The organism is Sphingomonas sp. GW821-FHT10C01 (assembly GCF_059415525.1).
In genome coordinates this window covers 1,408,924-1,434,836 of the sequence record NZ_JBWKNK010000001.1, presented here as the reverse complement: position 1 = coordinate 1,434,836, position 25,913 = coordinate 1,408,924, and the positions used below count along the sequence as shown (strand labels likewise).

At 64.2% G+C, this 25,913-nt stretch carries 27 protein-coding genes; 3 read left to right on the top strand and 24 right to left on the bottom strand.

The genetic code is table 11. The features are described from left to right. Nucleotides 1-58: 58 nt before the first annotated feature. Together AC07M1_RS07080 and AC07M1_RS07075 are read right to left on the bottom strand one after the other, a co-directional pair. Nucleotides 59-8,296, bottom strand: coding sequence for an Ig-like domain-containing protein (locus AC07M1_RS07080; RefSeq protein WP_495161845.1), 8,238 nt, complete (start codon nt 8,294-8,296; stop codon nt 59-61). Between the two features lie 724 nt (nt 8,297-9,020). Then, complete coding sequence (locus tag AC07M1_RS07075; protein WP_495161844.1) at nt 9,021-9,635, bottom strand: ArsR/SmtB family transcription factor; 615 nt, start codon at nt 9,633-9,635, stop codon at nt 9,021-9,023. A 66-nt stretch (nt 9,636-9,701) separates the two neighbouring features. Here AC07M1_RS07075 and AC07M1_RS07070 point away from each other — a divergent pair, with 66 nt between their 5' ends. Continuing rightward, the gene (locus AC07M1_RS07070) at nt 9,702-10,991 is read left to right on the top strand and encodes a S41 family peptidase (protein WP_495161843.1); all 1,290 of its coding nucleotides are present in this window, start codon (nt 9,702-9,704) and stop codon (nt 10,989-10,991) included. Between the two features lie 310 nt (nt 10,992-11,301). On the opposite strand, the gene AC07M1_RS07065 is transcribed toward AC07M1_RS07070, so the two are convergent. Beyond that, nucleotides 11,302-12,237: a threonine ammonia-lyase gene (locus AC07M1_RS07065; RefSeq protein ID WP_495161842.1), complete on the bottom strand. Its 936-nt coding sequence runs from the start codon at nt 12,235-12,237 to the stop codon at nt 11,302-11,304. A 180-nt stretch (nt 12,238-12,417) separates the two neighbouring features. Between AC07M1_RS07065 and AC07M1_RS07060 the strand changes: the two genes are divergently transcribed. After that, complete coding sequence (locus AC07M1_RS07060) at nt 12,418-13,626, top strand: type III PLP-dependent enzyme (RefSeq protein ID WP_495161841.1); 1,209 nt, start codon at nt 12,418-12,420, stop codon at nt 13,624-13,626. 142 nt (nt 13,627-13,768) lie between these two features. After that, nucleotides 13,769-14,194: a VOC family protein gene (locus tag AC07M1_RS07055; protein WP_495161840.1), complete on the top strand. Its 426-nt coding sequence runs from the start codon at nt 13,769-13,771 to the stop codon at nt 14,192-14,194. A gap of 99 nt (nt 14,195-14,293) precedes the next feature. Here AC07M1_RS07055 and arsH read toward each other — a convergent pair whose 3' ends face one another. The 21 genes from arsH to rplV form a co-directional block, all read right to left on the bottom strand. Then, nucleotides 14,294-15,034 carry an arsenical resistance protein ArsH gene (arsH, locus tag AC07M1_RS07050; protein ID WP_495161839.1) on the bottom strand — a complete coding sequence of 247 codons (741 nt, stop codon included), beginning with the start codon at nt 15,032-15,034 and terminating at the stop codon, nt 14,294-14,296. Continuing rightward, complete coding sequence (arsB, locus tag AC07M1_RS07045; protein WP_495161838.1) at nt 15,031-16,062, bottom strand: ACR3 family arsenite efflux transporter; 1,032 nt, start codon at nt 16,060-16,062, stop codon at nt 15,031-15,033. The genes arsH and arsB overlap by 4 nt, the downstream gene beginning before the upstream one ends. Then, nucleotides 16,062-16,496, bottom strand: a complete 435-nt coding sequence (arsC, locus tag AC07M1_RS07040; RefSeq protein WP_495161837.1) for an arsenate reductase (glutaredoxin) — start codon at nt 16,494-16,496, stop codon at nt 16,062-16,064. Before arsC ends, arsB begins: the two co-directional genes overlap by 1 nt. A 2-nt stretch (nt 16,497-16,498) precedes the next feature. After that, on the bottom strand, nt 16,499-16,828 hold the full coding sequence (locus AC07M1_RS07035) for an ArsR/SmtB family transcription factor (protein ID WP_495161836.1): 330 nt from the start codon (nt 16,826-16,828) through the stop codon (nt 16,499-16,501). Between the two features lie 257 nt (nt 16,829-17,085). Continuing rightward, nucleotides 17,086-17,736 carry an adenylate kinase gene (locus AC07M1_RS07030; protein ID WP_495161835.1) on the bottom strand — a complete coding sequence of 217 codons (651 nt, stop codon included), beginning with the start codon at nt 17,734-17,736 and terminating at the stop codon, nt 17,086-17,088. Nucleotides 17,737-17,850: 114 nt separating this feature from the next. Beyond that, nucleotides 17,851-19,209 carry a preprotein translocase subunit SecY gene (gene secY, locus AC07M1_RS07025; protein ID WP_495161834.1) on the bottom strand — a complete coding sequence of 453 codons (1,359 nt, stop codon included), beginning with the start codon at nt 19,207-19,209 and terminating at the stop codon, nt 17,851-17,853. Nucleotides 19,210-19,335: 126 nt separating this feature from the next. Then, nucleotides 19,336-19,887, bottom strand: coding sequence for a 50S ribosomal protein L15 (gene rplO, locus AC07M1_RS07020; protein ID WP_495161833.1), 552 nt, complete (start codon nt 19,885-19,887; stop codon nt 19,336-19,338). A 114-nt stretch (nt 19,888-20,001) separates the two neighbouring features. After that, nucleotides 20,002-20,205 carry a 50S ribosomal protein L30 gene (gene rpmD, locus AC07M1_RS07015; protein WP_495161832.1) on the bottom strand — a complete coding sequence of 68 codons (204 nt, stop codon included), beginning with the start codon at nt 20,203-20,205 and terminating at the stop codon, nt 20,002-20,004. Nucleotides 20,206-20,210: 5 nt separating this feature from the next. Next, complete coding sequence (gene rpsE, locus AC07M1_RS07010) at nt 20,211-20,924, bottom strand: 30S ribosomal protein S5 (RefSeq protein ID WP_495161831.1); 714 nt, start codon at nt 20,922-20,924, stop codon at nt 20,211-20,213. A 2-nt stretch (nt 20,925-20,926) separates the two neighbouring features. Continuing rightward, entirely contained in the window at nt 20,927-21,283 is a 357-nt protein-coding gene (gene rplR / locus AC07M1_RS07005; protein ID WP_495161830.1) for a 50S ribosomal protein L18, read from the bottom strand. Continuing rightward, the gene (gene rplF / locus AC07M1_RS07000; RefSeq protein WP_495161829.1) at nt 21,283-21,816 is read right to left on the bottom strand and encodes a 50S ribosomal protein L6; all 534 of its coding nucleotides are present in this window, start codon (nt 21,814-21,816) and stop codon (nt 21,283-21,285) included. The genes rplR and rplF overlap by 1 nt, the downstream gene beginning before the upstream one ends. Then, on the bottom strand, nt 21,816-22,211 hold the full coding sequence (rpsH, locus tag AC07M1_RS06995; protein WP_495161828.1) for a 30S ribosomal protein S8: 396 nt from the start codon (nt 22,209-22,211) through the stop codon (nt 21,816-21,818). The genes rplF and rpsH overlap by 1 nt, the downstream gene beginning before the upstream one ends. A gap of 10 nt (nt 22,212-22,221) precedes the next feature. Then, a complete protein-coding gene (rpsN, locus tag AC07M1_RS06990; RefSeq protein WP_447723954.1) occupies nt 22,222-22,527 on the bottom strand; it encodes a 30S ribosomal protein S14 in 306 nt (101 codons plus the stop codon). A 19-nt stretch (nt 22,528-22,546) separates the two neighbouring features. Further along, entirely contained in the window at nt 22,547-23,131 is a 585-nt protein-coding gene (gene rplE / locus AC07M1_RS06985; protein WP_495161827.1) for a 50S ribosomal protein L5, read from the bottom strand. Then, complete coding sequence (rplX, locus tag AC07M1_RS06980) at nt 23,124-23,441, bottom strand: 50S ribosomal protein L24 (RefSeq protein WP_495161826.1); 318 nt, start codon at nt 23,439-23,441, stop codon at nt 23,124-23,126. The genes rplE and rplX overlap by 8 nt, the downstream gene beginning before the upstream one ends. Beyond that, on the bottom strand, nt 23,441-23,809 hold the full coding sequence (rplN, locus tag AC07M1_RS06975; RefSeq protein ID WP_066574426.1) for a 50S ribosomal protein L14: 369 nt from the start codon (nt 23,807-23,809) through the stop codon (nt 23,441-23,443). The genes rplX and rplN overlap by 1 nt, the downstream gene beginning before the upstream one ends. A gap of 80 nt (nt 23,810-23,889) precedes the next feature. Then, a complete protein-coding gene (gene rpsQ, locus AC07M1_RS06970) occupies nt 23,890-24,159 on the bottom strand; it encodes a 30S ribosomal protein S17 (RefSeq protein WP_066574429.1) in 270 nt (89 codons plus the stop codon). Nucleotides 24,160-24,172: 13 nt separating this feature from the next. After that, on the bottom strand, nt 24,173-24,376 hold the full coding sequence (rpmC, locus tag AC07M1_RS06965) for a 50S ribosomal protein L29 (RefSeq protein WP_495161825.1): 204 nt from the start codon (nt 24,374-24,376) through the stop codon (nt 24,173-24,175). A 5-nt stretch (nt 24,377-24,381) separates the two neighbouring features. Continuing rightward, nucleotides 24,382-24,813, bottom strand: a complete 432-nt coding sequence (gene rplP, locus AC07M1_RS06960) for a 50S ribosomal protein L16 (protein WP_495161824.1) — start codon at nt 24,811-24,813, stop codon at nt 24,382-24,384. Between the two features lie 12 nt (nt 24,814-24,825). Further along, nucleotides 24,826-25,533, bottom strand: a complete 708-nt coding sequence (gene rpsC, locus AC07M1_RS06955; RefSeq protein WP_495161823.1) for a 30S ribosomal protein S3 — start codon at nt 25,531-25,533, stop codon at nt 24,826-24,828. After that, a complete protein-coding gene (rplV, locus tag AC07M1_RS06950) occupies nt 25,533-25,913 on the bottom strand; it encodes a 50S ribosomal protein L22 (RefSeq protein WP_495161822.1) in 381 nt (126 codons plus the stop codon). The genes rpsC and rplV overlap by 1 nt, the downstream gene beginning before the upstream one ends.

Sequence of the window (25,913 nt, the reverse complement as noted above, 5' to 3'; positions counted from 1 at the left end):
ACCGGGTGTTCGTTTTTCATTGGCAGAGAGTGATAATTTTACGCGTCACTGTCCAGCTTCAAATAACCGAAACGGCAACAGCATCCTCAACAAGGACCGTTGTCGTTCCAAGCACATATTGGTTGTATGCGTGATTGTTGATGAGTGTCTGGCCCTGGAAGACCGCGCCCGTCAGCGTGACGCTGTCATTACTCTCACCGCTCACGATCAGCTGGCGATTGCTGTCGGTGGCGGCCAGCACACCGGCTTCATTGATGCTGATGCTGCGGCCGGCATCGCCACTGCCAAGATGGATTTGTTCGATATTGCGGATATTGGTAGCCGCATCGATCGTCGCCACTAGACCTGTCCCGCTGTCCATCAACAGAATGTCGGTTCCGGTGCCGCCGTCGATGATGACATCCGCCGCATCGAAGATCAGCACGTCGTTGCCGCCGTCGCCGTAGATTTCGTCGGCACCCGCGCCGCCTCGGATCAGGTCGGTACCGCCGCCACCATGAAGGACGTCGTTACCGTCATAGCCGTAGATGCGTTCGCTGAGCGCGGAGCCGTTGAGCGTGTTGGCACCGTTCGTGCCTTCCAGCAGCGTCGGATTGCCGTTGAGATTGATCAGACTGAGGTCGAGCAGCGTGCCCGTCGCTCCGACGGCGGTAAGACCGTTGGAGTCGGTGGCGGTGATCGTGGTCGAGTTGAGTACCTGCAAGCCGACCAGGGTGAGATCCTGATTGAAATGCACGGACTTCAAGAATTCGTTGATCTGCAGATTATCGATCACGCCGCCACCGAGTTTGGTGATGGTCATGGTCGATGAAGGCGCGATGATCCCCAGAACACCGGGATCATTTACGATGTTAACGACAAGCCCCAGTTCCGCCGCCAGTGCCGCGGAACCGGTGAGTGTATAGGCTCCGAGGTTCAGCGCCAGCAGCGGCGCATAGCGGACGACGACGCTTTGCAGATTGCCGTCGGGGTCGACCGCGACCAGCGATTGCCCGCTGAGATCGAGCAATCCGAGCGCTTCCGCACTGATCAGCCCCAGCAATGACGCGCCGGTCGCCTGAACGATCGGCCCGACATTGACGTTTGTGATCGTGATTGCCTGGCTCGCGGTACTACCCAGATTGCCCGCGGCATCGATCACGCGCACGCTGATATTGTGCGCGCCCAGCCCGATGGTTCCGGGACCGTGGAACCAGCTCGTCCCCGAAGCAGTCGCCTGCGCCCAGGTCGCACCGCCATCCAGGCTGATCTCGACGCGCTCATTGGCGCCGAGCGCGGCACTCAACGTCCCGCTGATCGTGGGGGACGTGTCGTCGGTCTGCCAGTCGCCCAGCGTGCCGGTATCATCCGAAATGCCGGTGATCGCGATCGTCGCGGTCGGGGCGGTGAGATCGACGGTGATGACATGCGCCGCCGATGGCACGCTTTCGTTGCCCACCGGATCGCGGGTAGTGACGGTGAAGCTGTGACTGGTTTCGGTTAGCGGCGCGCCCGGCGTGAAGCTCCAGGCGCCGACGCCATTGGCGGTCGTCGTCCCGATCAGCACGCCATTGTCGAACACCCGCACCAGCCCGTTGGCCTGGGCGCCGGTTCCCGCAAGCACCGGAATGGTGTCATCGGTAAAGCCGCCATTGGCGACGCTGCCGATGATGCTGCCGATATTGTCGGTCACGCTGACGATCGCGGGTGCCGCCGGCGGGATCGCATCGATCGTGATGGTGTAGCTGGCCGATTGGACGCTGCTGTTACCCGCGGCATCGGTCGCGGTGATGGTGAAGCTGTGAACCGCCGAACTCAACGGCGCGGACGGCGTGAAGCTCCAGGCCCCGGCACCATTGGCGGTCGTCGTCCCGATCGCGGTGCCATTGTCATAGACGGTGATCGTCGCATTCGCCTCGGCGCCCGTGCCCTGCAATTGAGGCAACGTGTCGTCGGTGGCACCGCCGTCCAGTATCGTGCCCAGGATCACCCCGACATTGTCGATGACCGAACCGATCACCGGAACCGCCGGTGCGCTGACATCGATCGTGACGACATAGGCGGCCGATTGCGCGCTGCTGTTGCCAGCCGCATCGGTGGCGGTGATCGTGAAGCTGTGCGCGATCGCCGCCAGCGCCGCGCTGGGCGTAAAGCTCCAGGCGCCGGCCCCATCCGCCGTTGTCGTGCCAATCGCACTACCATTGTCGTAGACGGTGATCGTCGCATTCGCCTCGGCACCCGTCCCCGTCAGTGTCGGCGTGGTATCGTCGGTGAAGCCACCATTGCTCACGCTGCCAAGGATCGATCCGACATTGTCCGTGATATCGCCGATCGTCGGCACCGCCGGCAGGCTGGTGTCGATGGTGACGACATAGGCAGCGGATTGCGCGCTGGCATTGCCCGCCGCGTCGGTCGCGGTGATGGTGAAGCTGTGCGCGATTGCCGCCAGCGCCGCTGCGGGCGTAAAGCTCCACGCCCCAGCGCCGTCAGCGGTAGTGGTACCGATCGCCGTCCCATTATCGTAGATGGTGATTGTCGCGTTGGCCTCGGCCCCCGTGCCCGACAGCGTCGGCGTGGTATCGTCGGTCACGCCACCGGTCAGCACCGTCCCCAGGATCGCCCCGACATTGTCGGTGATCGATCCGATCACCGGTATCGCAGGCGCGCTGACGTCGATGGTGATCGCATAAGCCGCCGATTGCGCGCTGGCATTGCCCGCGGCATCGGTGGCCGAAATGGTGAAGCTATGCGCCCCCGCACCCAATGCGGCCGAAGGCGTAAAGCTCCAAGCCCCCGCCCCATCCGCCGTTGTCGTGCCGATCGCGGTGCCGTTGTTGTAGACGGTGATCGTGGCATTCGCCTCGGCACCCGTCCCCGTCAGTGTCGGGGTGGTGTCGTCGGTCACGCCGCCATTGAGCACCGCTCCCAGAACCAACCCGACATTGTCTGTGATTGATCCGATCACCGGTATTGCAGGCGCGCTGACATCGATGGTGATCGCATAGGCCGCCGACTGCCCACTGGCATTGCCCGCGGCATCGGTGGCCGAGATGGTGAAGCTATGCGCGCCCGCACCCAATGCGGCCGAAGGCGTAAAGCTCCAGGCCCCAGCACCATCCGCCGTCGTCGTTCCGATCGCCGTCCCATTGTCGTAGACGGTGATCGTGGCGTTGGCCTCGGCACCCGTGCCCGACAGGGTCGGCGTGGTGTCGTCGGTGGAGCCGCCGTTCAGCACTGCTCCGAGAACCGATCCGACATTATCGGCGATCGATCCGATCACCGGTATTGCAGGCGCGCTGACATCGATGGTGATCGCATAAGCAGCCGACTGCCCACTGGCATTGCCCGCGGCATCGGTGGCCGAGATGGTAAAGCTATGCGCTCCAGCGCCCAGCGCCGCCGGGGTGAAGCTCCATGCCCCCGCCCCATCCGCCGTTGTCGTGCCGATCGCGGTCCCGTTGTTGTAGACCGTGATCGTCGCGTTAGCCTCGGCACCCGTGCCCGATAGGGTCGGGGTGGTGTCGTCGGTCACGCCGCCATTGAGCACCGCTCCGAGGACCAACCCGACATTATCGGTGATCGATCCGATCACCGGAATGGCAGGCGCGCTGACGTCGATGGTGATCGCATAGGCCGCCGATTGCGCACTGGCATTGCCCGCCGCGTCGGTCGCCGAGATGGTGAAGCTATGCGCCCCGGCGCCCAGCGCGACCGAAGGCGTGAAGCTCCACGCGCCCGCGCCATCCGCCATCGTCGTGCCGATCGCGGTGCCGTTGTTGTAGACGGTGATCGTGGCATTGGCCTCGGCACCGGTACCCGACAGGGTCGGCGTGGTATCGTCGGTCACGCCACCGTTGAGCACCGTTCCCAGAACCAACCCGACATTGTCCGCAATCGATCCGATTACCGGAATGGCGGGGGCGCTGAGGTCGATGGTGACGACATAGGCCGCCGACTGCGCACTGGCATTGCCCGCGGCGTCGGTGGCCGAGATGGTGAAGCTATGCGCGCCCGCACCCAATGCGGCCGAAGGCGTAAAGCTCCAGGCCCCAGCACCATCCGCCGTCGTCGTTCCGATCGCCGTCCCATTGTCGTAGACGGTGATCGTGGCGTTGGCCTCGGCACCCGTGCCCGACAGGGTCGGGATGGTATCGTCGGTGGAGCCGCCGTTCAGCACTGCTCCCAGAACCAACCCGACATTGTCGGCGATCGATCCGATCACCGGAATGGCAGGGGCGCTGACGTCGACGGTGACGACATAGGCCGCCGATTGCGCACTGGCGTTGCCCGCGGCGTCGGTGGCCGAGACGGTGAAGCTATGCGCGCCCGCGCCCAGCGCCGCCGCCGGCGTGAAGCTCCACGCACCGGCGCCATCCGCCGTCGTCGTGCCGATCGCGGTCCCGTTGTCATAGACCGTGATCGTGGCGTTGGCCTCGGCACCCGTGCCCGACAGGGTCGGGGTGGTATCGTCGGTGGAGCCGCCGTTCAGCACCGTGCCTAGAATTGCCCCGACATTGTCAACGATATCGCCGATCGTCGGTACGACCGGCGCGGACGTATCGACCGTGACGACATAGGCAGCCGACTGCGCACTGGCGTTGCCCGCGGCGTCGGTGGCCGAGACGGTGAAGCTATGCGCGCCCGTGCCCAGCGCCGCCGCCGGGGTGAAGCTCCACGCACCGGCCCCATCCGCCGTCGTCGTCCCGATCGCGGTGCCGTTGTCGTAGACCGTGATCGTGGCATTGGCCTCCGCACCCGTACCCGACAGCGTCGGGGTGGTATCGTCGGTCACGCCGCCATTGAGCACCGTGCCAAGGATCGCCCCGACATTGTCAACAATATCGCCGATCGTCGGCACAGCCGGCGCAGACGTGTCGATGGTGATCGCATAGGCCGCCGACTGCCCACTGGCATTGCCCGCGGCATCGGTGGCCGAAATGGTGAAGCTATGCGCGCCCGCACCCAGTGCAGCCGAAGGCGTGAAGCTCCACGCCCCGGCCCCATCCGCCGTCGTCGTCCCGATCGCGGTGCCGTTGTCGTAGACCGTGATCGTCGCGTTGGCCTCGGCGCCTGTGCCCGACAATGTCGGGGTGGTATCGTCGGTCACCCCGCCGTTCAGCACCGTGCCAAGGATCGACCCGACATTGTCGATGATATCGCCGATCGTCGGCACAGCCGGCGCGGACGTGTCGATGGTGATCGCATAGGCCGCCGACTGCGCACTGGCATTGCCCGCGGCGTCGGTGGCCGAGACGGTGAAGCTATGCGCGCCCGCGCCCAGCGCCGCCGCCGGGGTGAAGCTCCACGCACCGGCCCCATCCGCCGTCGTCGTCCCGATCGCGGTGCCGTTGTCGTAGACCGTGATCGTGGCGTTGGCCTCGGCACCCGTGCCCGACAGCGTCGGGGTGGTATCGTCAGTGGAGCCGCCGTTCAGCACCGTGCCTAGAATTGCCCCGGCATTGTCAACGATATCGCCGATCGTCGGCACAACCGGCGCGGACGTATCGACGGTGACGACATAGGCAGCCGACTGCGCGCTGGCATTGCCGGCTGCGTCGCTCGCCGTGATCGTGAAGCTATGCGCGCCCGTGCCCAGCGCCGCCGCCGGGGTGAAGCTCCACGCACCGGCCCCATCCGCCGTCGTCGTCCCGATCGCGGTGCCGTTGTCGTAGACCGTGATCGTGGCATTGGCCTCCGCACCCGTACCCGACAGCGTCGGGGTGGCGTCGTCGGTCACGCCGCCATTGAGCACCGTCCCCAGAACTAGCCCGGCATTGTCGGTGACATCGCCGATCGCCGGAACCGTGGGGGCGCTGAGGTCGATGGTGATCGCATAGGCCGCCGACTGCCCACTGGCATTGCCCGCGGCATCGGTGGCCGAGATGGTAAAGCTATGCGCTCCAGCGCCCAGCGCCGCTGGAGTGAAGCTCCATGCCCCGGCGCCATCCGCCGTCGTCGTCCCGATCGCGGTCCCGTTGTTGTAGACGGTGATCGTCGCATTCGCCTCCGCACCCGTGCCCGACAATGTCGGGGTGGTATCGTCGGTCACCCCGCCGTTCAGCACTGCTCCCAGAACCAACCCGACATTGTCGGTGATCGATCCAATCACGGGAATGGCAGGGGCGCCGAGGTCGATGGTGATCGCATAGGCCGCCGATTGCGCACTGGCATTGCCCGCCGCGTCGGTCGCCGTGATCGTGAAGCTGTGTGCTCCAGCGCCCAGCGCCGTGCTGGGGGTGAAGCTCCATGTACCGACGCCATTGGCGGCTGCCGTCCCGATCGTTGTACCATTGTCATAGACCGTGATCGTGGCATTGGCCTCGGCGCCGATGCCCGACAGCGTCGGCAAGGTGTCATCGGTCGAACCGCCGTTCAGCACCGAGCCCAGGATCGGCCCGACACTATCCACGACATCGCCGATCACCGGCACGGTGGGCGACAGGGTATCGACGGTGACGACATAGGCAGCCGACTGCGCGCTGGCATTGCCGGCTGCGTCGCTCGCCGTGATCGTGAAGCTGTGCGTCCCCGTGCCCAGAGGCGTACTCGGCGTGAAGCTCCATGCCCCTGCGCCATTGGCCGTCGCCGTCCCGATCACGGTACCATGGTCATAGACCGTGATCGTGGCATTCGCCTCGGCGCCGATGCCCGATAGCGTCGGGGTGGCATCATCGGTCACCCCGCCATTCACCACCGTCCCCAGAACCAGCCCGGCATTGTCGGTGACATCGCCGATCGCCGGAACCGTGGGGGCGCTGACATCTATGGTGACCACATAGGCCGCCGATTGCGCGCTGGCATTGCCCGTGGCGTCGGTCGCCGAAATGGTGAAGCTATGCGCGCCCGCGCTGAGCGCCGCCGCCGGTGTGAAGCTCCACGCCCCTGTGCCATTGGCCGTCGTCGTGCCGATCGCGGTCCCGTTGTCATAGACCGTGATCATGGTGTTGGCCTCGGCACCCGTCCCCGACAGCGTCGGGGTGGTATCGTCGGTGAAGCCGCCATTGCTCACGCTGCCAAGGATAGCGCCGACATTGTCGGCGACATCGCCGATCGTCGGAACCGCCGGCGCCAGGGAATCGATCACTCTGCTGGCGGGAGGCGATACATTGCCAACGGCATCGGCCGCCGTTGCGATCACCGTCGTACCATTCGGAATCGGGCTGGCCGGCGTATAGCTCCAGTTGCCGGAGCCGTTCGCGGTGACGGTTGCATCGACGTCGCCATCACCGTCCAGATCGAGCCTGACGGTCGCGTCTGCTTCGGCCGTACCGGTCAGCACGTCTCCGCGACTGGGGTTGATCGTCGGGGCGGGCGGCGCAAGGCTATCGACGACCGTGCTCGCCGGAGGCGAGACATTGCCGACCGCATCAGCCGCCGTTGCCGTCACCGTGGTGCCGTTGGCAACGGGTGTCGCGGGGGTATAGGTCCAGCTCCCTGCCGCGTTTGCCGTTACCGTGGCATCGACATTGCCGTCATTGTTGAGGTCCAGGCGAACCGTCGCCCCGGCCTCAGCCGTGCCGTTGATCACCGTTCCGTTGGTTGGATTGATGACGGGCGCGGCCGGTGCCGCGGCATCCACGATGACGGATGTCGGCGGAGAGACGTTGCCGGCGGCGTCAGCTGCCGTCACCCGCACCGTCACGCCATTTGCAAGCGCGGTTGTCGGTGTGAAGGTCCAGTTCCCCGACGCATTGGCCGTGGTCGTACCGTCGATCGTTCCGTCACCATTCACGTCGATGCGAACGGTGGCACCCGCCTCGGCCGTGCCCGTCAACACCCGGCCGTTGGTCGGTGCGACAGTCGGAGCCCCAGGAGGCGTCGTATCAGCCGGGGGAGCGCTCGGGTTGGAGCCGCCTCCACCGCCGCCGCCGCCCGCAGCGGCCGCCACACCCCCTCCAACAAGCAGCGCGCCCAGGCCGGCAAGCATCCCGCCGCTCAGTCCGCCCGCCGCGGCGTTGCTCGACAACGGTTCGAACGAATAGGCAAGCGCCTCGATGCTACCGTCCGTAGAAAGGTGGCAGGAATTTTCGCTCAATGCGGCACGCCATTGGCCACCTTCTCCCGGCTCGACAAAGATCACATCGGAGATGGATTGCGAAGGGCAGCTAAAATAGCCATCCAACCGTACCGTCGTTCCGTCCGTAAAGCTCAGGACAAGGTCATCGCCTTCGCGAACCATTCCAGCAAGCTCACTGCGCGCAGCAATTACCTTGATACTCGCAGCATCATTGATAGGAATCGTCGCATTTTTCTGTTGCACAACATGAGCTTCGACAGCTCCGGCTTTACGAGGCGCGACTTCGATACGTTTTTCCATATCTAATCCCCAATGTGCGACAGATTAATCCAATAGGATTTCGACTCATCTCCGAACTATTCAACAACGCTAATACAGATTCATCCATAATGGATGAAAAGCGATCTTCATCCTCATCGCAAATGACTATCGACGTATCGACATACGATGATCACATGGCTCACGTTGCGATAATATTCTCCAACACATGAAGTATGATGATCATCCACGATACTATGCATCGAATCTCTTCATAATACACGAACCAGCAGATACAGTTTCTTGATCATGTATTTCCGCCATTACAATCATAATATGATCGCCACATCATGCATAAGAATGGATAACAATTTGTTATCCAACTATTATGATTCCCGTATCGTACAAAATTGCTCTTATTGTAGAAAATACATCTCTGATCATGCTAAGAATACCTCAATCGCAATTGCGACTCGCAACCGTCTTAGTCATGGGATTCTTTTCCATAATTACATGGCGAGACGGGTCATTCTTGCGGGCCATCACGACCTCGACCGACGAGTCGTCGCTGCGCTTTGGGCAATCCGCCCGCGATCCTGTCGACGGGCTGCCGATGACCGCGAGTTTCGCCAGCCCCCGCCCGTGAGCGATCGCAAGCGCCCGCGCCGATCGGCGGTCATGGCCAAGACCCGCCACACCGCCCGGATCAGCCTCGCCCGGCTGCCGTGGTGATCGGCTGTCCGCGTCGACGCGGTTCGGTCGTGATCTAGCTTGGCCGATCCGTCCGCCTTGGCGATACCCGCCGCTTCGGCCGCGCATCGATCGGCGCGAGGACAAAGGCGAGGCTCGCAAGAAGCTCACGACCATCGGCGCGTGACTGACTGGTCAACTCGCTTAGCCGCTCGAGCAGCACATTGACTTCCGTCACGTCTGCCGGACTGAGCCAGCCCTTGTTACGTGAGGCCCAAAGCTCTCTTCTGGCGCCAGCGACTACGGCGTCGCCGCGTGCCAGCGCGCCCTCGAAGTCCCGTCCCGCAATCTGCAGCATCCCGTGCGCAAAGGCGCGCAGCTGCTCCGCATTGCCGCCGGGATTCAGATCATAGGCAAGGCGGAGCGGCATACTTCCCTCGCCTGCAAGGCGATACCGACGCTCGCCGCCTTTCTCGTCGGGGCTCTCCTCGACCAACCCACCCGCGATAAGCGCGCGCAAATGATAATAGAGGCCATCCGCGGGTCGCCCGAGCTGCTCCGCCAGATCGGCCACCCCCGCCTCCCCACCAAGCGCGGCCAAGGTATCGACCAGCTCCTGCCGGACGGGTGAACTGAGAAGACGGACCTGCGCGGAATCGTAAACGGCTCGGCGGTCCAGAGCATCGCGCATCGATATGGACTCCTGTTGAAATTCTGATCATATATTTCAACGACTCGCATGAGGGAAGACGCTGCGATGCTGTTGATCGAGGGTAGCGGCAGATCGCCATTGTCTTTCAGGAAGCTGCTCGTCCCCCTCGCCTTCGCGTTACTCCCCCTCTCCACCAGCGCCGCCGGCGCGCGGACGATTGAGCCTGACGCACTGCAGGCGGATCTGCGCTTCATCCTGGACACCGTCGAGCGCCAGCATCCGGACCTGGCCCATTCGGTGACCAAGACCAGGCTCGAACGCGCGGCAAGGAAGGTGCGGCGGCAGCTGGACCACCCGATGAATCAGGCCGAAGCATGGGCGGCGCTGGCACAGCTCAACCCGGTATTTGCCGATGGCCACCTGTTTATCGGCTTACCCGACTGGCGAGCACGGAGCGCGGAGGCGATCCGCCAGGGCACGGGCTTCTTCCCGTTCGAGATCGAGCTCGATTCCCGGGGATATCCGATCATCACCGCGGCGCTTGGCGGATCGGTAACGCCGATGGCCGGGCGACGGATCACGCATATCAACGGTCGGGACGCGCGCTCGATCGCGCGACTGCTTCTCGCGCGCGCCCATGGCGACACCCCGGCATTCCGCACGGCCTTGCTGGCGCAGCGGTGGTGGTTTCTATCTTCCAAGCTTTACGGAACACCAGCCACCTACGACCTGACGCTGGATGGAGCGAGAAAGCCCCGGCGCTTTCCGGCCGGCCGCGTGCTTCCGGCCATCCTTCAACGGGACGGCAGCTTCGAGCGCCTGTTCGAATGCCGCATCGACACGGGCGGCGCCGCGCGACTGACGGTCGCGTCGTTCCTCTGGGAGGATAAGAGCCGCTTCCTCGACTTCACCCGTGACTGCTTCGCCCGGATGAAGGCCGCATCGACGACAAGCCTCGTGATAGATGTCAGCGCCAATGGCGGGGGTGACGATGATATGTGGAAGGACGGCATCCTTCGCTACATCGCCACGCGCGCCTACAAACAGGGGGCCAGTTACAGGAAGCGCGAGCGCTCCGGTACGGTGACGACTGGCGCGATTGAGTCGGCAACCGATCCGGTCGTCGACGAACCACTTCATTATACCGGCAAGGTCACGGTCATGATCGGGCCGCTGACCTATTCGTCCGCTGTGCTGTTCAGCAACGTGGTCCGCGATTACGGGTTCGGCACGCTGGCTGGGACCGGAGGCGCGGCGCGGACCCGGCAATCCGGTGGGGTGCAGAGCATGAAGCTCCCCAATACCGGCCTGATCCTCTCCTACCCGCGCTTCGTGCTTGATCCCCCGGCGGGCAAGCGGGCTCCGGCGTATCTTGGGTCAACCACACCCAGGTGATGCGTGACCCAAGCCTTCCAATGTTGGAATTGATCTGATCTATCCTGATCGGTGGAACACCAGCTGGCCTCTCCCGACTCCAATATGAACGAAGCCTCCCTGGCGCGCCTGTGTCGCGCACCTGTCGCCAACCTGTCGCGTTGCCGCGCAAGCCCGTCGCTTGGGTGGCGCGTCACTGTCGCGTGGTTGTCGCCTCCCCGTCGCGCCTGTGGCGCTTGGGTGGCGCGTTACCGGCGCGAAGCCGTCCCGTTCCTGGCGCTTCGCCCGAAAACACCGTGTTTCGTGTCAACTTCGTCAACCGGTCGGGCGCTCAGTCCGCCGAAGCCAGCACTTTCGCATAGGCGTCCGGATCGGCATTGCCGCCCGACAGGATCACCAGCGTATCCGGCGTTGGATCGACCTTGCCCGCCAGCAGCGCCGCCAGCGCCACCGCGCCGCCCGGCTCGACCACCAGCCTCAGCTTGCGCGCCGCCCAGCGCTGCGCCGCGCGCACCTCCGCTTCGCTCACCGCCACGCCGGTCGCGCCGCGGCGCGAGAGGACATCGAAGGTCAGCTGCGCCGGCTGGAAGGTCTGCAGCGCGTCGCACGCCGTCGGCGGGGGCGAATCGCCGATCGATTCGATCCAGCCATTGGCCAGGCTGCGGCACATATCGTCCCAGCCCTCGGGCTCGACGATCGTGGTCTGCGCCTCGGGCAGCGCCAGCGTCACGCCCGATGCCAGCCCGCCGCCGCCGCACGGCACCACGATCCGGCCCGGATCGGGCAGCCGCATCTCGGCGGCCTGCGTCAGCACCTCGATCGCCATGCTCCCCTGCCCCTCGATGATCCACGGATCGTCGAACGGTGGGACGAGCGTCGCGCCGCGCGCATGGGCGAGGTGCCCGGCGATCTTGACGCGATCTTCGGTCATCCGATCGTATGCGACCACCTCCGCGCCCATCGACAGCGTCGAATCGCGTTTCGCGGCGGGCGCATCGGCCGGCATCACGATGACGGCGGGGATGCCGAGTCGCTTCGCGGCCCATGCGACGCCCTGCGCATGGTTGCCCGAGGAAAAAGCGACGACGCCCTTGTCGCGATGCTCAGGGTCGATCGCGGTCAGCCGGTGCCATGCGCCGCGGATCTTGAACGCGCCGATCGGCTGCAGGCACTCGGCCTTGAACATCACCGGAATCCCGCGGATTTCCGCCACAAGCAGCGGCGTCGGCGGCAAAATCGCCGCCACCTTCGCTGCTGCGTCCCGCACCCCGGCCCGAGTCGGTTGTCGCAATATGGTCACGCATCACCCCGCATCATTAGTTCGGACCCAGAATCACTTTACAAGGGGGGTCCCCGACCCTAAATGACCCCTCCGCTGCCCCATGGGACTTCCACCGCAAGGCAGTGTTTTCACCGTATGCCGCAAGGCAATTGGAGGTCCCTTGAGTTGCACAAGCATCATAGCGCGCTCGGGCTAGCGAAAGCCCTTCGTCCCGTCGAGCCGGTAACGCTCGTTCGTCCGCACGCAGCAAAGCGAGCAGCCCGATTCTTCGTTGAGAAGTTTCCGGGGACGACGATGTACGCCGTCAAGGCCAACCCGTCTCCTGAGCTTCTCCAGATCCTCTGGGATGCCGGAATCACGCATTACGACGTCGCGTCGATCGGTGAGGTGCGCATGGCGCGCCGCGCCCTGCCCAAGGCCGTCCTGTGCTTCATGCACCCGGTCAAGGCCGAGGAAGCGATCGAGGAAGCGTATTTCGTCCATGGCGTACGCACCTTCAGCCTCGACACGATGGACGAGCTGGAGAAGATCGTCCGCGCCACCCGCAATGCGCAGGATCTGAACCTGTGCGTGCGCATCCGCGTGTCGTCGGATCACTCGAAGCTCAGCCTCGCCGCCAAGTTCGGCGCTGAGCCCGAGGATGTGGCCGAACTGCTCGTCGCGACCCGCCAGGCCGCCGACGCGCTCGGCATCTGCTTCCATGTCGGTTCGCAGGCGATGACCCCCGCGGCCTATGCCGAGGCGATGGAGCGCGTTCGCGTCGCCATCGTCGCCTCGTCGGTCACGGTCGACATCGTCGATGTCGGCGGGGGCTTCCCCTCGACCTATCCAGGCATGGAGCCGCCGCCGCTCGACGCCTATTTCGGCGTGATCCACAACGCGTTCGAGAATCTGCCGATCTCGTACAGCGCGGAGCTGTGGTGCGAGCCGGGCCGGGCACTGTGCGCCGAGTATAGCAGCCTGATCGTGCGCGTCGAAAAGCGCCGCGGCGACGAGCTGTACATCAACGACGGTGCCTATGGCGCGCTGTTCGATGCGGCGCATGTCGGCTGGCGCTTCCCGGTCACGCTGCTGCGTGAAGGCGTGGACGCCGAAACCGAAGCGTTCAGCTTCTACGGCCCCACCTGTGACGACATGGATCACATGGCGGGTCCGTTCGAGCTGCCGGCGGACGTTCAGGCCGGCGATTATATCGAAGTCGGCATGCTCGGCGCCTATGGCTGTGCGATGCGCACCGCGTTCAACGGCTTCGGCTCGGACATCGTCCACGAGGTGACCGATGAGCCGATGGCGACGCTCTATTCGGGCATCGCGATCGAGCGCCCGACCAACGTCGTCAGCCTCGACCAGTTCAAGCGCCGCGCGCGCCGCTGAGCTCAAGACCGGACCAGAGAAACAGGGCCGTCGTCCCCCGGGGCGGCGGCCCTTTTCTTTGGCCTGCTGCCACCAAAATGCAGCTTGAGCGTCTATAGTGTGCCAGCGCCGCGCGAAGCGGCCAAACCAAGGAGAGCCTGTCATGAAGATCGTGACCAGCCTGAGCTTCCAGGGCCAGTGCCGCGAAGCCTTCGAATTCTACGCCAGCGTGCTCGGCGGCACGATCACCGCCGCCATGCCCTATGGCGACGCCCCACCCGAAATGCCGGTCGCCGAGGACAAGAAGGACTGGCTGATGCATTGCTGGATGGACGTCGGCGATCAGGCGATCATGGGCGCCGACATGGACATCGAATGGGCCCCGAACATCGACAAGCCCAAGAACGGTTTCGACGTCACCCTGCACAGCGAGGACAAGGACGAAGCGCAACGCTGGTTCGACGCCCTGTCCGAAGGCGGCCGCGTCGTCATGCCGTTCTCCGAGACCTTCTGGTCGCCGGGCTATGGCTCGCTGGTCGACCGGTTCGGCATCCCCTGGATGGTCAACACCATCCCTACGAACGGCTGAGCGCTGGGACAGGGCTAACGTGCGCGGCTCCTCTGCATACGCGCTGGAGCCGCTTCCCAGATCCGTTGCGGAGATTCCCGTTTGCCGCAGCTCGGCGCTCTATCGGCAACCGATCGTGATCGCCGAGTGATCCTCAACGGACGCTCGAATGCCCGCAGACCTGCGTTCGGAATATCGATCGACCAGCTGCGCGGCATGCGGGCGCGTGAGCACCGTGATTCGCACCAGTTCCTCCATCACATCGACAATCCGGTCATAATAGCCGGACGGTCGCATGCGGCCATGCTCGTCAAACTCCTTGTACGCCGTCGCCACGGACGACTGGTTGGGGATCGTGAACATCCGCATCCAGCGCCCGAGCAGGCGCAACGTATTGACCGCGTTGAAGGACTGCGAGCCGCCGGACACCTGCATCACGGCAAGCGTGCGCCCCTGCGTCGGCCGCATGCCCTTCATCTCCAGCGGTAGATGGTCGATTTGGGTCTTCATGATGCCGGTGATGGCACCATGACGTTCAGGGCTGCACCACACCTGTCCCTCCGACCATATCGACAACGCACGCAGTTCATGAACCGCAGGATGGTCGTCGCCGGGATGTTGATCCGGAAGCGGCAGGTCTGAAGGGTCGAATATGCGGGTCTCGGCGCCAAAGAACCGCAGCAGCCGCGCGGCCTCTTCCACCGCAAGGCGAGAGAAGGAGCGCTCGCGCAACGAACCATAGAGCAGCAGGATTCGCGGCGGCCGATCGTCGCCCAAACCTGATGCCGGCCGGCGAAGCGCATAGGCGGGATCGAGACTCGGCAGGTGTTCGGGGTCAGGCAAGATACGGACACGATTCATGCAGGGGTCCTTCTTTCATACCAGCCGCGCGTACGCTTCACGATCGACACCACGGACAACATCACCGGTACCTCGACCAGAACACCCACGACGGTGGCGAGCGCGGCGCCCGAATTGAGACCGAACAGCGAGATTGCTGCGGCGACGGCAAGCTCGAAGAAGTTGGAGGCGCCAATCAGCGCGGAAGGTGCCGCGACCTGCCAATCCACATCTAGCCGCCGCGACAGCCAGTAGGCGATTCCTGCATTCAGATAGACCTGGATCAGGATCGGCACCGCGATCAACGCGATGACGAGCGGCTGCGCGACGATGCGTTCGCCTTGAAAACCGAAGAGCAGAACCAGCGTCGCCAGCAGCGCCCCGAGCGAGAGCGGGCCAAGCCTCAACAACAGTCGCTCCAGCGCTGGCTGGCCGCCCGACGCGAGCAGGCCGCGCCGGATCGCCTGTGCCACGATCACCGGCACAAGAATGTACAGCACAACCGACAGCAGCAACGTATCCCATGGCACGGTCACCGATGCGACGCCCAGCAGCAATGCGACCAGCGGCGCGAATAGGAACACCATGAGCAGGTCGTTCAGCGCCACCTGGCTTAACGTATAGACGGGTTCGCCACCGCACAGGTTCGACCACACGAACACCATTGCGGTGCAGGGCGCCGCGCCGAGCAGGATCAAACCGGCAATGTAGGACGGAATTTCACCAGCCGGCAGCATTGGCGCGAAGAGCCAAGCGAGGAAGAGGGTTCCGAGCGCGGCCATCGAGAACGGCTTCACCGCCCAGTTCACGAACAGCGTAATCCCCACACCGCGCCAGTGCTGGCGGACGGAGCCGAGCGCACCGAAGTCGATCTTCAGCAGCATCGGCACGATCATCAGCCAGATGAGCGCCGCCACGATCAGGTTCACGCTGGCGATCTCGGTCGATGCGATCGCAACGAAAGCGCCCGGCACAGTCTGGCCCAGCGCAATTCCGGCGACGATGCACAGTGCGACCCATAGCGAGAGATAGCGTTCGAACCCGCCCATCAGCGTACCCGCCTGCCAGCGGCGTCGATGATCTGCTCACCGTCCTCCTTGGTAAACGCCCCTTGCGGGGGCGCGTCCAGGATATCGAGCACCAGCTCCGACGGCCGGCACAGCCGCACGCCGAGCGGAGACACGACAAGCGGCCGATTGAGCAGAACCGGATGCTCGATCATCGCGTCGATGAGCGCATCATCGCTCAGGGCGGGATCGCCAAGGCCAAGCTCCACATAGGGTGTCCCCTTCTCACGCAACAACCCACGCGGAGAGAGGCCCGCCCTGTCGATCAGCTCGACCAGCATCGCGCGCGATGGCGGAGTCTTCAAATACTCGACGACATGCGGCTCGATACCGGCGTTGCGGATCATCGCCAGCGTATTGCGCGACGTGCCGCATGCGGGATTATGATAGATGACGATGTCGGTCACGGATGGCATCCTCAGCAACAGGTGAGTTCGGCAAGCAACGGCTCGCACAGCTCGGTGCGCCCTTGGCAGCAATCCTTGGCTAAGAAGACCATCAAGGCGCGGAGCGCATCGATGTTCGCGCGCTGGATCTGATTCCGGCCCTGCTTCTCGGCGGTGACAAGGCCGGTCTTGGCGAGGACCGCCAGATGTGTCGAAAAAGTGCTCTGCGTCAGCCCACTCGCTTCGACGAGCGCTCCGGTGGGAAGGCCGTCAGGTTCGTGACGGATCAGTCGCCGAAAGGCGTCGAGCCGTGTCGGATGCGCGAGTGCGGCCAGCGCCGCTAAAGCCGTGTCGGTATCCATTCATCGGAAAATACCGATGCTTTCGAGTAAGTCAATTCCCATCGGCTATTTCCGATGGATATAGACTCACGCGGAGCTGACGCTTGTCCGCCTCAAGCTGGATCGCGCTTGGTCGTCGCGTCGAGAAAGCATCCCGAATAGACGATGGCTGCCGATGTGGCACCGATCCGGGGCTCAATGCGCGGTCAAAACTCGCGTCGTGCCACCAAAGAAAAAGGGGGCCGAAGCCCCCTTCCCTTGCGCCATGTCGCCCGGGCTTACGCGTTGCCGTCGAGGATCGCCTCGATCGCCTCGGTGACGTGGCCGATATCGGCCATGCCGTCCACGCGCTTCACCAGACCGCGTGCCTCGTAGATCGGCAGGATCGGCGCGGTCTTGGCGCGATACTCGGCCATGCGAGTGCGTACCGTTTCCTCATTGTCGTCGGGACGGCGCTTGAACTCGGTCCCGCCGCACTGGTCGCACTTGCCCTCAACCTTGGGCAGCTTGAACTTGTCGTGATAGCCTTCGCCACAGGTCGCGCAGGTGAAGCGGCCCGTGATGCGCTCGACCAGCGCGTCCTCATCCACCACCAGCTCGATCACATGGTTGAGCGTGCGGCCGCGGTCCGACAGGATCGTGTCGAGCGACTCAGCCTGCGCGGCGGTGCGGGGATAGCCGTCGAAGATCGCGCCCTTCTCGCCCAGCCCATCCAGGCTCTCGCCGATGATGCCGCTGACGATCTCGTCGCTGACCAGCTCGCCGGCTTCCATCACGGCCTTGGCCTTGAGACCGACCGGCGTGCCCGCCTTCACCGCGGCGCGCAGCATGTCGCCGGTGGAAAGCTGGACCATGCCGCGCTCGTCCTCGAGCCGCGACGCCTGGGTGCCCTTGCCGGCCCCCGGAGGCCCCAACAGGATGATGTTCATTCTCTCCTTACCCCCAAACCCGTTCGTACTGAGTCCGTCGAAGCACCGTTCGTCTCTTCCGACCACAAAGGAAAAGCAGCCCTTCGACAAGCTCCGGGCCAACGGTGCCTCCTTTTAGCGGAGGCGACCGCCCTTCAGCTTCGCCTTCTTGATCAGATCGCCATACTGGTGCGCTAGCAGGTGCGACTGGATCTGTGTCACCGTGTCCATCGTCACGTTGACGACGATCAGCAGGCTGGTGCCGCCCAGATAGAAGGGGATCGAAAGCTGTGCGACCAGCCATTCCGGCGCAAGGCAGATGATGGTCAGGTACGCGGCGCCGATCACGGTGATGCGCGTCAGCACATAGTCGAAATAGGCCTCGGTGTTCTTGCCCGGACGGATGCCGGGGACGAATCCACCATATTTCTTCAGATTGTCCGCCGTTTCCTCGGGGTTGAACACCACCGCGGTGTAGAAGAACGAGAAGAAGATAATGCCTGCGCCGTAGAGCAGCATGTACACCAGCGAGCCGTGCTGGAGATACTGGTTGAGACTGATGATGAAGTCGCCCCACCAGCCCTGGCCCGCCTGCTGCTGGCCGGCGAACTGGCTGATCGTCAGCGGCATCAGCAGCAGCGAGCTGGCGAAGATCGGCGGGATCACGCCCGCGGTGTTGATCTTGAGCGGCAGATGGCTGCGCTCCGACTGGACGCCACGTTGTGTCTGGCGCTTAGGATACTGGATCAGGATGCGACGCTGAGCGCGCTCCATGAAACAGATGAACAGTACCAGCAGCGCGACCGCGCCCAGAATCAGGACCAGCGTCACCGGGTTCATCGAGCCGCTGCGACCGCCCTCGAACAGCTGCACCAGCGTGGTCGGAAGGTGGGCGACGATGCCCGCCATGATGATCAGGCTGATGCCGTTGCCGACGCCGCGATTGGTGATCTGCTCACCCAGCCACATCAGGAACAGCGTGCCGCCGATCAGGCTGACGACCGCGCCCACGATGAACAGCGGCCCGGGATGAATCACTGGCGAGATGCCGTTGACGCCTGCCTGCAGGCCCGCCGCGATGACATAGCCCTGGATCGCGGTGAGCAGGACGGTGCCGTAGCGCGTATACTGATTGAGCTTCTTGCGACCGCTCTCGCCTTCCTTCTTGATCGCGGCAAGCGCCGGCGAGAGCGAAGTGGCAAGCTGAACGACGATCGAGGCGGTGATATACGGCATCACGCCCAGCGCGATTACCGACATGCGCTCCAGCGCGCCGCCCGAGAAGGTGTTGAAGAAGTCGAGCACACCACCCTGGGTGCGCTGTGCCAGCAGGCCCAGCTGGGTCGGATCGACGCCAGGCAGCGGCACATAGCTCAGCATGCGGAAGACGATCAGGGCGCCGAGGGTAAACCACAGGCGCTTCTTGAGTTCGGTGGCCTGGCCGAATTTGGACAGGTTGAGGCCGGATGCGAGTTGATCGGCTGCGGATGCCATGTGCGCGAATATCCTGGAAACCAAAGCGGCGGAGGAGCGTCTTCCGCCACCCCGCCGCTCATATAGGGCATGAAACCCGTTGGGCAATCATCCCCGGCGCTGCTGCGCCGGGGTGATGCAAATGGGTTACGCCTTGGCGGCCTTCTTGCCGGACGCCTTCAGCTCGGCAATCGCCTTCTGCTTCACGCGATGCTTCGCGGCATGCTTCTCGGCAGCAGGTACGATCGTCGGGATCGTGACCTTGCCACCGGCCTTCTCGACCGCCTCGATCGCGCCCTTCGACGCACCAGCGACGGTGAAGTTCAGCTTCGCCTTGAGCTCGCCCTTGGCCAGTAGACGGACGCCATCCTTGCCGCCACGAGCCAGGCCGACGGCCTTCAGCGCGGCGTGGTCGATGTCGGTCGCGGTCAGCTTGCCGGCGTCGACCAGCTTCTGGATCGCGCCCAGATTGACCTCGGCATAGTCCTTCGGGTTCGGATTGTTGAAGCCGCGCTTCGGGATGCGCATGTGGAGCGGCATCTGACCGCCCTCGAAGCCGTTGATCGCAACGCCCGAGCGCGCCTTGGCGCCCTTCTGGCCGCGACCCGCGGTCTTGCCCTTGCCCGAGCCGATGCCGCGTCCGACGCGCATCCGGCCCTTGCGGGCGCCTTCATTGTCCTTGATGTCGTTCAGTTTCATTATCTGCACTCGCTTTCGCTTTTGTCGCGCTCGATTCCCGGGAAGTCCGGAAACCGGAAAGGGGGCCGATAGCCCCCTCTCCTTCATCTGTCACCTGGAAAGGTGTCGTGGGCTTCAGCCCTCGACGCTCACCATGTGAGCAACCTTACGGATCATGCCGCGCACCTCGGGGGTGTCCTGCAGCTCGACCGTACGGTGCATCTTGTTGAGGCCCAGGCCGACCAGGGTCGCGCGCTGGTCCTTGGTGCGACGGATCGGCGACCCGGTCTGGGTCACCTTCACCGTGCCGGCCTTCGCCGCTGCTTCCTTCTTCGCCATCGCGATTACTCCGTGATCGCCGCGGCGTCAGCCTCGGCGGTCTGCGAGCCGCCACGGCCCAGCAGATCGGCGATCTTCTTGCCACGACGCTGCGCCACCGCCTTGGGCGAGGTCTGGTCGCCCAGGGCCTCGAAGGTCGCGCGGATCATGTTGTAGGGGTTCGACGTCCCGACCGACTTGGTCACAACGTCCGCAACGCCCAGGCTCTCGAAGACGGCGCGCATCGGGCCGCCCGCGATGATGCCGGTGCCTGCTGGCGCCGAACGGACGGTGACGTTACCGGCACCGAAATGGCCACGGCCATCATGGTGCAGGGTCCGGCCCTCGCGCAGCGGCACGCGGACCATCGCCTTCTTGGCAGCGGCGGTCGCCTTCGAAATGGCTTCCGGCACTTCGCGCGCCTTGCCATGACCGAAGCCGACGCGGCCCTTGCCATCGCCCACGACGACCAGCGCCGCGAAACCGAAGCGCTTGCCGCCCTTCACCGTCTTCGAGACGCGGTTGATGTGAACCAGCTTCTCGATCAGCTCTTCGCCGCCGTCTTCCGGACCGCCACGACGATCGTCGCGACGTCCACGGTTGCCGTCACGGCCGCCACGATTATTGCCGCCACCGGGACCACCACGGCCACGGCCGCCTCGGCCACCGCGCGGTGCGCCCGCGTCAGGAGCGGCGGCGCCTTCGACCGGCGTTTCGGTCGTGTTGATTTCATCCGCCATGCTTAGAACTCCAATCCGCCTTCACGGGCGGCATCTGCCAGCGCCTTGACGCGACCGTGGAACAGGAAACCGCCACGGTCGAAAACGACCTGCGTCACGCCGGCCTTCTTGGCGGCTTCCGCGATGCGGAGGCCGACAGCCTTGGCGGCATCGATGGTCGCGCCGGTCGTGCCGCGCACGTCCTTTTCCAGCGTCGAAGCGGCGGCCAGGGTCTTGCCCTGGGCGTCGTCGATCACCTGCACATAGATGTGCTTGCCCGAGCGATGCACCGACAGCCGAGGACGGCTGCCCGAACGCGCCTTCAGCGCGGTCCGGTTGCGACGGCGGCGCTTCTCGAAGAGAGAGAGACCCTTGCTCATTACTTCTTCTTCCCTTCCTTGCGGAAGATGAACTCGCCCTCGTACTTGATGCCCTTGCCCTTATAGGGCTCAGGCTTCCGCCACCGGCGAATTTCGGCCGCGAACTGGCCGACCTTCTGCTTGTCGTTGCCCGAAATCTCGACCGTGGTCTGATCCGGAGTCTTCACCTCGACGCCTTCCGGCACTTCGAGATCGACGTCATGCGAATAGCCGAGCTGAAGCTTCAGCTTCCGGCCCTGCGCGTTGGCGCGGTAACCGACGCCGGTGATGAGCAGCTTCTTCGAGAAGCCTTCGCTCACGCCCGTCACCAGGTTCTGCACCAGCGTGCGCTGCATACCCCAGAACGCCTTGGCGCGCTTGGTGTCGTTTGCAGGCTTCACGTTGATCGCGCCGTCCACCACCTCATAGGTGATGTCGTCGGCAGTCGGCATCGTCAGGGTGCCCTTCGGCCCCTTGACGCTGATCTGCCCGCTCTCGACGCTGGCGGTGACGCCGGCGGGAACGGTGATCGACTTCTTACCGGTGCGGCTCATCAGAACACCTCCGCCAGCACTTCGCCACCAACGTTCTGGTCGCGCGCTTCCGCGTCCGACAGAACGCCACGGGGCGTCGAAACGATGGTGATGCCCAGGCCGTTGCGGATCTTCGGGAGCTCCTTCGAGCCCGAATAGATGCGGCGGCCCGGCTTCGAGACGCGCGCGATCGACTTGATCGCGGGCTGACCCTCGAAATACTTCAGCTCGATGCGGATGCCGGCCGCGGGGCCCATCTGCTCTTCGCTGTAGCCACGGATATAGCCTTCGCGCTGAAGCACGTCGAGCACGCGGGCGCGCAGCTTCGACGCCGGCGTCAGGACGCTGTCCTTACGCGCGCGCTGGCCGTTGCGGATGCGGGTGAGCATATCACCCAGGGGATCGGTCAATGCCATCTTCTAACCCTTACCAGCTCGACTTGGTGACGCCGGGGATCATGCCCTTATTGGCAAGATCACGCAGAATCACGCGCGCCAGACGGAACTTGCGGTAGTAACCGCGCGGACGGCCGGTCAGCTCGCACCGGTTACGGATGCGGGTCGGATTCCCGTTGCGGGGAATCTCGGCCATCTTGAGACGCGCGATCAGGCGCTCGGTCTCGTCGAGCGACTTGTCGTTCGCAATCGCCTTCAGCTTCGCATACTTGCCGGCATACTTCTTCACCAGCTGCTTGCGACGCTCATTCTTGTTCACGGAACTCAGTTTCGCCATGACTTAAGTTCTCTTTCCCTTACGCTGCCTGCTTCACTTCGCCGTCCGCATCGCGCGGGAACGGGAAGCCGAAGAGACGGAGAAGCTCGCGAGCCTCTTCGTCGGTCTTGGCGGTGGTGGTCACGATCACGTCCATGCCACGCACCTTGTCGATGCGGTCATAGTTGATCTCGGGGAACACGATCTGTTCCTTGATGCCGCAGGCATAGTTGCCACGGCCGTCGAACGACTTGTCGTTCAGCCCGCGAAAGTCGCGAACACGCGGCAGCGCGATCGTGATGAAGCGGTCGAGGAACTCGTACATCCGCTCGCGGCGCAGCGTGACCTTGCAGCCAATCGCCATGCCTTCACGCAGTTTGAACTGCGCGATCGACTTCTTCGCCTTGGTGACGACCGGCTTCTGGCCAGCGATCAGCTCCATTTCAGAAGCGGCCTGCTCGACCTTCTTCTTGTCCTGGGTGGCTTCGCCAACGCCCATGTTGAGCACGATCTTCGAGATCGCCGGCACTTCCATGACGTTCTTGTAACCGAACTTCTCGGTCATCGCCTTCGCGATGGTCTCGTCATAGAGCTTCCGCATACGCGGCGTGTAGGTGTCAGCCATTGATGACCTCCCCGGTCTTGACCGCAACGCGCACCTTCTTGCCGTCACGCTCTTCGAAGCGGACGCGGGTCGCCTTGCCGTCCTTGGTCACGTGAGCAACCTTGGAGATGTTCAGCGGCGCTTCCGAGCGCTCCAGGCCACCCTGCGGGTTGGTCTGGGTCGGCTTGCGGTGGCGCACCGCGATGTTGACGCCCGAAACGACGACCTTGCCGTCCTTCGGAAGCGACTTGGTGACTTCGCCGGTCTTGCCCTTGTCCTTGCCGGACAGGACGATGACCTGGTCACCCTTCTTGATCTTGGCAGCAGCCATCACAGCACCTCGGGGGCGAGCGAAATGATCTTCATGAAGCCCTTCGAGCGCAGCTCGCGGACCACCGGGCCAAAGATACGGGTGCCGATCGGCTCCTCGTTCTTGTTGACCAGGACGGCAGCGTTGCCGTCGAAGCGGATCACCGAGCCATCGGCGCGGCGGACGTCCTTGGCGGTGCGGACGATGACGGCGCGATGCACGTCACCCTTCTTCACCTTGCCGCGGGGCTGTGCTTCCTTGATGCTGACGACGATCACGTCGCCCACGCCGGCGAAGCGACGCTTCGACCCGCCCAGCACCTTGATGCACTGAACCCGCTTCGCGCCGCTGTTGTCCGCGACGTCGAGATTGGATTGCATCTGGATCATTGATCCGGTTCCTTCTCGTTTGGCCTACCGGGACGTTTCGCCCGGCGGTTCCAGTTGAACTCTTGAGACCCTTGCGGGTCTTAAGCGATGTCGGCCCGCTCGGGGGTCGCGTGGGTGTTCACCCGCTCGATCACCTTCCAGGTCTTCAGCTTGCTGATCGGCGCAGTCTCTTCGATGCGCACGGTCTCGCCGGCCTTGTACTCGTTCGCCTCGTCATGGGCGTGATACTTCTTCGAGCGGCGGATGATCTTGCCATAGAGCGGGTGCTTGACCTTACGCTCCACGTTCACGACCACCGTCTTGTCGCCCTTGTCGGACACGATCTGCCCGGTCAGCACGCGCTTCGGCATGTTCGTAGTCCTCTTACTTCGCAGCCGAGCGCGAACGCTCAGCCTGCAGCGTCTTGATGCGCGCGATATCCTTGCGGACTTCCTTCACGCGGCTCGGCTTTTCGAGCTGGCTGGTCGCAGCCTGGAAACGGAGGTTGAACGCCTCGCGCTTCAGGTTGCCCAGCTCCTCGCCAAGCTGATCGTCGCTCTTCGCGCGCAGATCGATTGCCTTGGTCATGTTACTCAACCCTCCAGGTGCGACGTGTCGCCGAGGCGGGCCACGACCTTGGTCTTGATCGGCAGCTTCATCGCTGCACGCTCGAACGCTTCCGCCGCGAGCGGGCCGGGAACGCCGTCCAGCTCGAACAGGATGCGGCCCGGCTTGACGCGAGCGGCCCAATACTCAAGCGCACCCTTGCCCGAGCCCATGCGGACTTCGGCAGGCTTGCTCGACACCGGCAGGTCCGGGAACACGCGGATCCACAGACGCCCCTGACGCTTGATGTGACGCGTGATCGCGCGGCGAGCCGCCTCGATCTGGCGTGCGGTGATCCGCTCAGGCTCCATCGCCTTCAGGCCGTACGAGCCGAAGTTCAGCGTCGCGCCGCCCTTGGCCTCGCCCTTGATCCGGCCCTTGAAGGCCTTGCGGAACTTGGTCTTTTTCGGTTGCAGCATCGTGCCTAACCCTTAGCGACGGTCATCGCGCGCGGGGCGAACGCCCGACGTCTGCGATTCCATGTTCAGGCGATCGGTCGCCATCGGATCATGGCCCAGGATCTCGCCCTTGAAGATCCAGACCTTCACGCCGCAGACGCCGTACGCGGTGTGCGCTTCGGCAGTGGCGTGGTCGATGTTGGCGCGCAGCGTGTGAAGCGGAACGCGGCCTTCGCGATACCATTCCGAACGTGCGATTTCGGCTCCGCCCAGACGGCCGCCGCAGTTGATGCGGATGCCCTCTGCGCCCAGACGCATCGCCGACTGAACGGCGCGCTTCATGGCGCGGCGGAACGCGATGCGGCGCTCCAGCTGGTCAGCAATGCCCTGAGCGACGAGCTTGGCGTCGACTTCAGGCTTGCGGATCTCGACGATGTTCAGCGACACGTCCGAGCTGGTCATCGAGCCGAGCTTCTTGCGAAGCTTCTCGATGTCCGTGCCCTTTTTGCCGATGATCACGCCGGGGCGCGCGGCATAGATGCTGACGCGGCACAGCTTCGCCGGACGCTCGATCACCACCTTCGAGATCGCTGCCTGGGGCAGCGTCTTCAGGATGTACTGACGGATCTTCAGATCCTCCAGCAGCAGGCGACCATAGTCCTGGCCTTCCGCGAACCAGCGGCTGTCCCAGGTGCGGTTGACCTGCAGGCGCAGGCCGATCGGGTTGCTCTTGTGACCCATTATGCTTCTTCCTGCACTTCACGCACCACGATCCGGAGCCGACTGAACGGCTTCAGGATGCGGGTCGACTTGCCGCGACCACGGGTGTGGAACCGCTTCATCGTGATCGACTTGCCGACCGACGCCTCGGCGACGACGAGCGCGTCGACGTCGAGGTTGTGGTTGTTCTCGGCATTGGCAATGGCCGAAGCCAGCACCTTGCGCGCGTCGACCGCCATCGCCTTCTTCGAGAAGGCGAGGATGTTCATCGCGTCGCCGGCGGGCTTGTTGCGGATCAGCGCCGCGACCAGGTTCAGCTTCTGCGCCGAACCACGGATCTGCGTGCCGACCGACAGCGCCTCATTGTCGCCAACGCGACGGGGGGCTTTAGGCTTCGACAT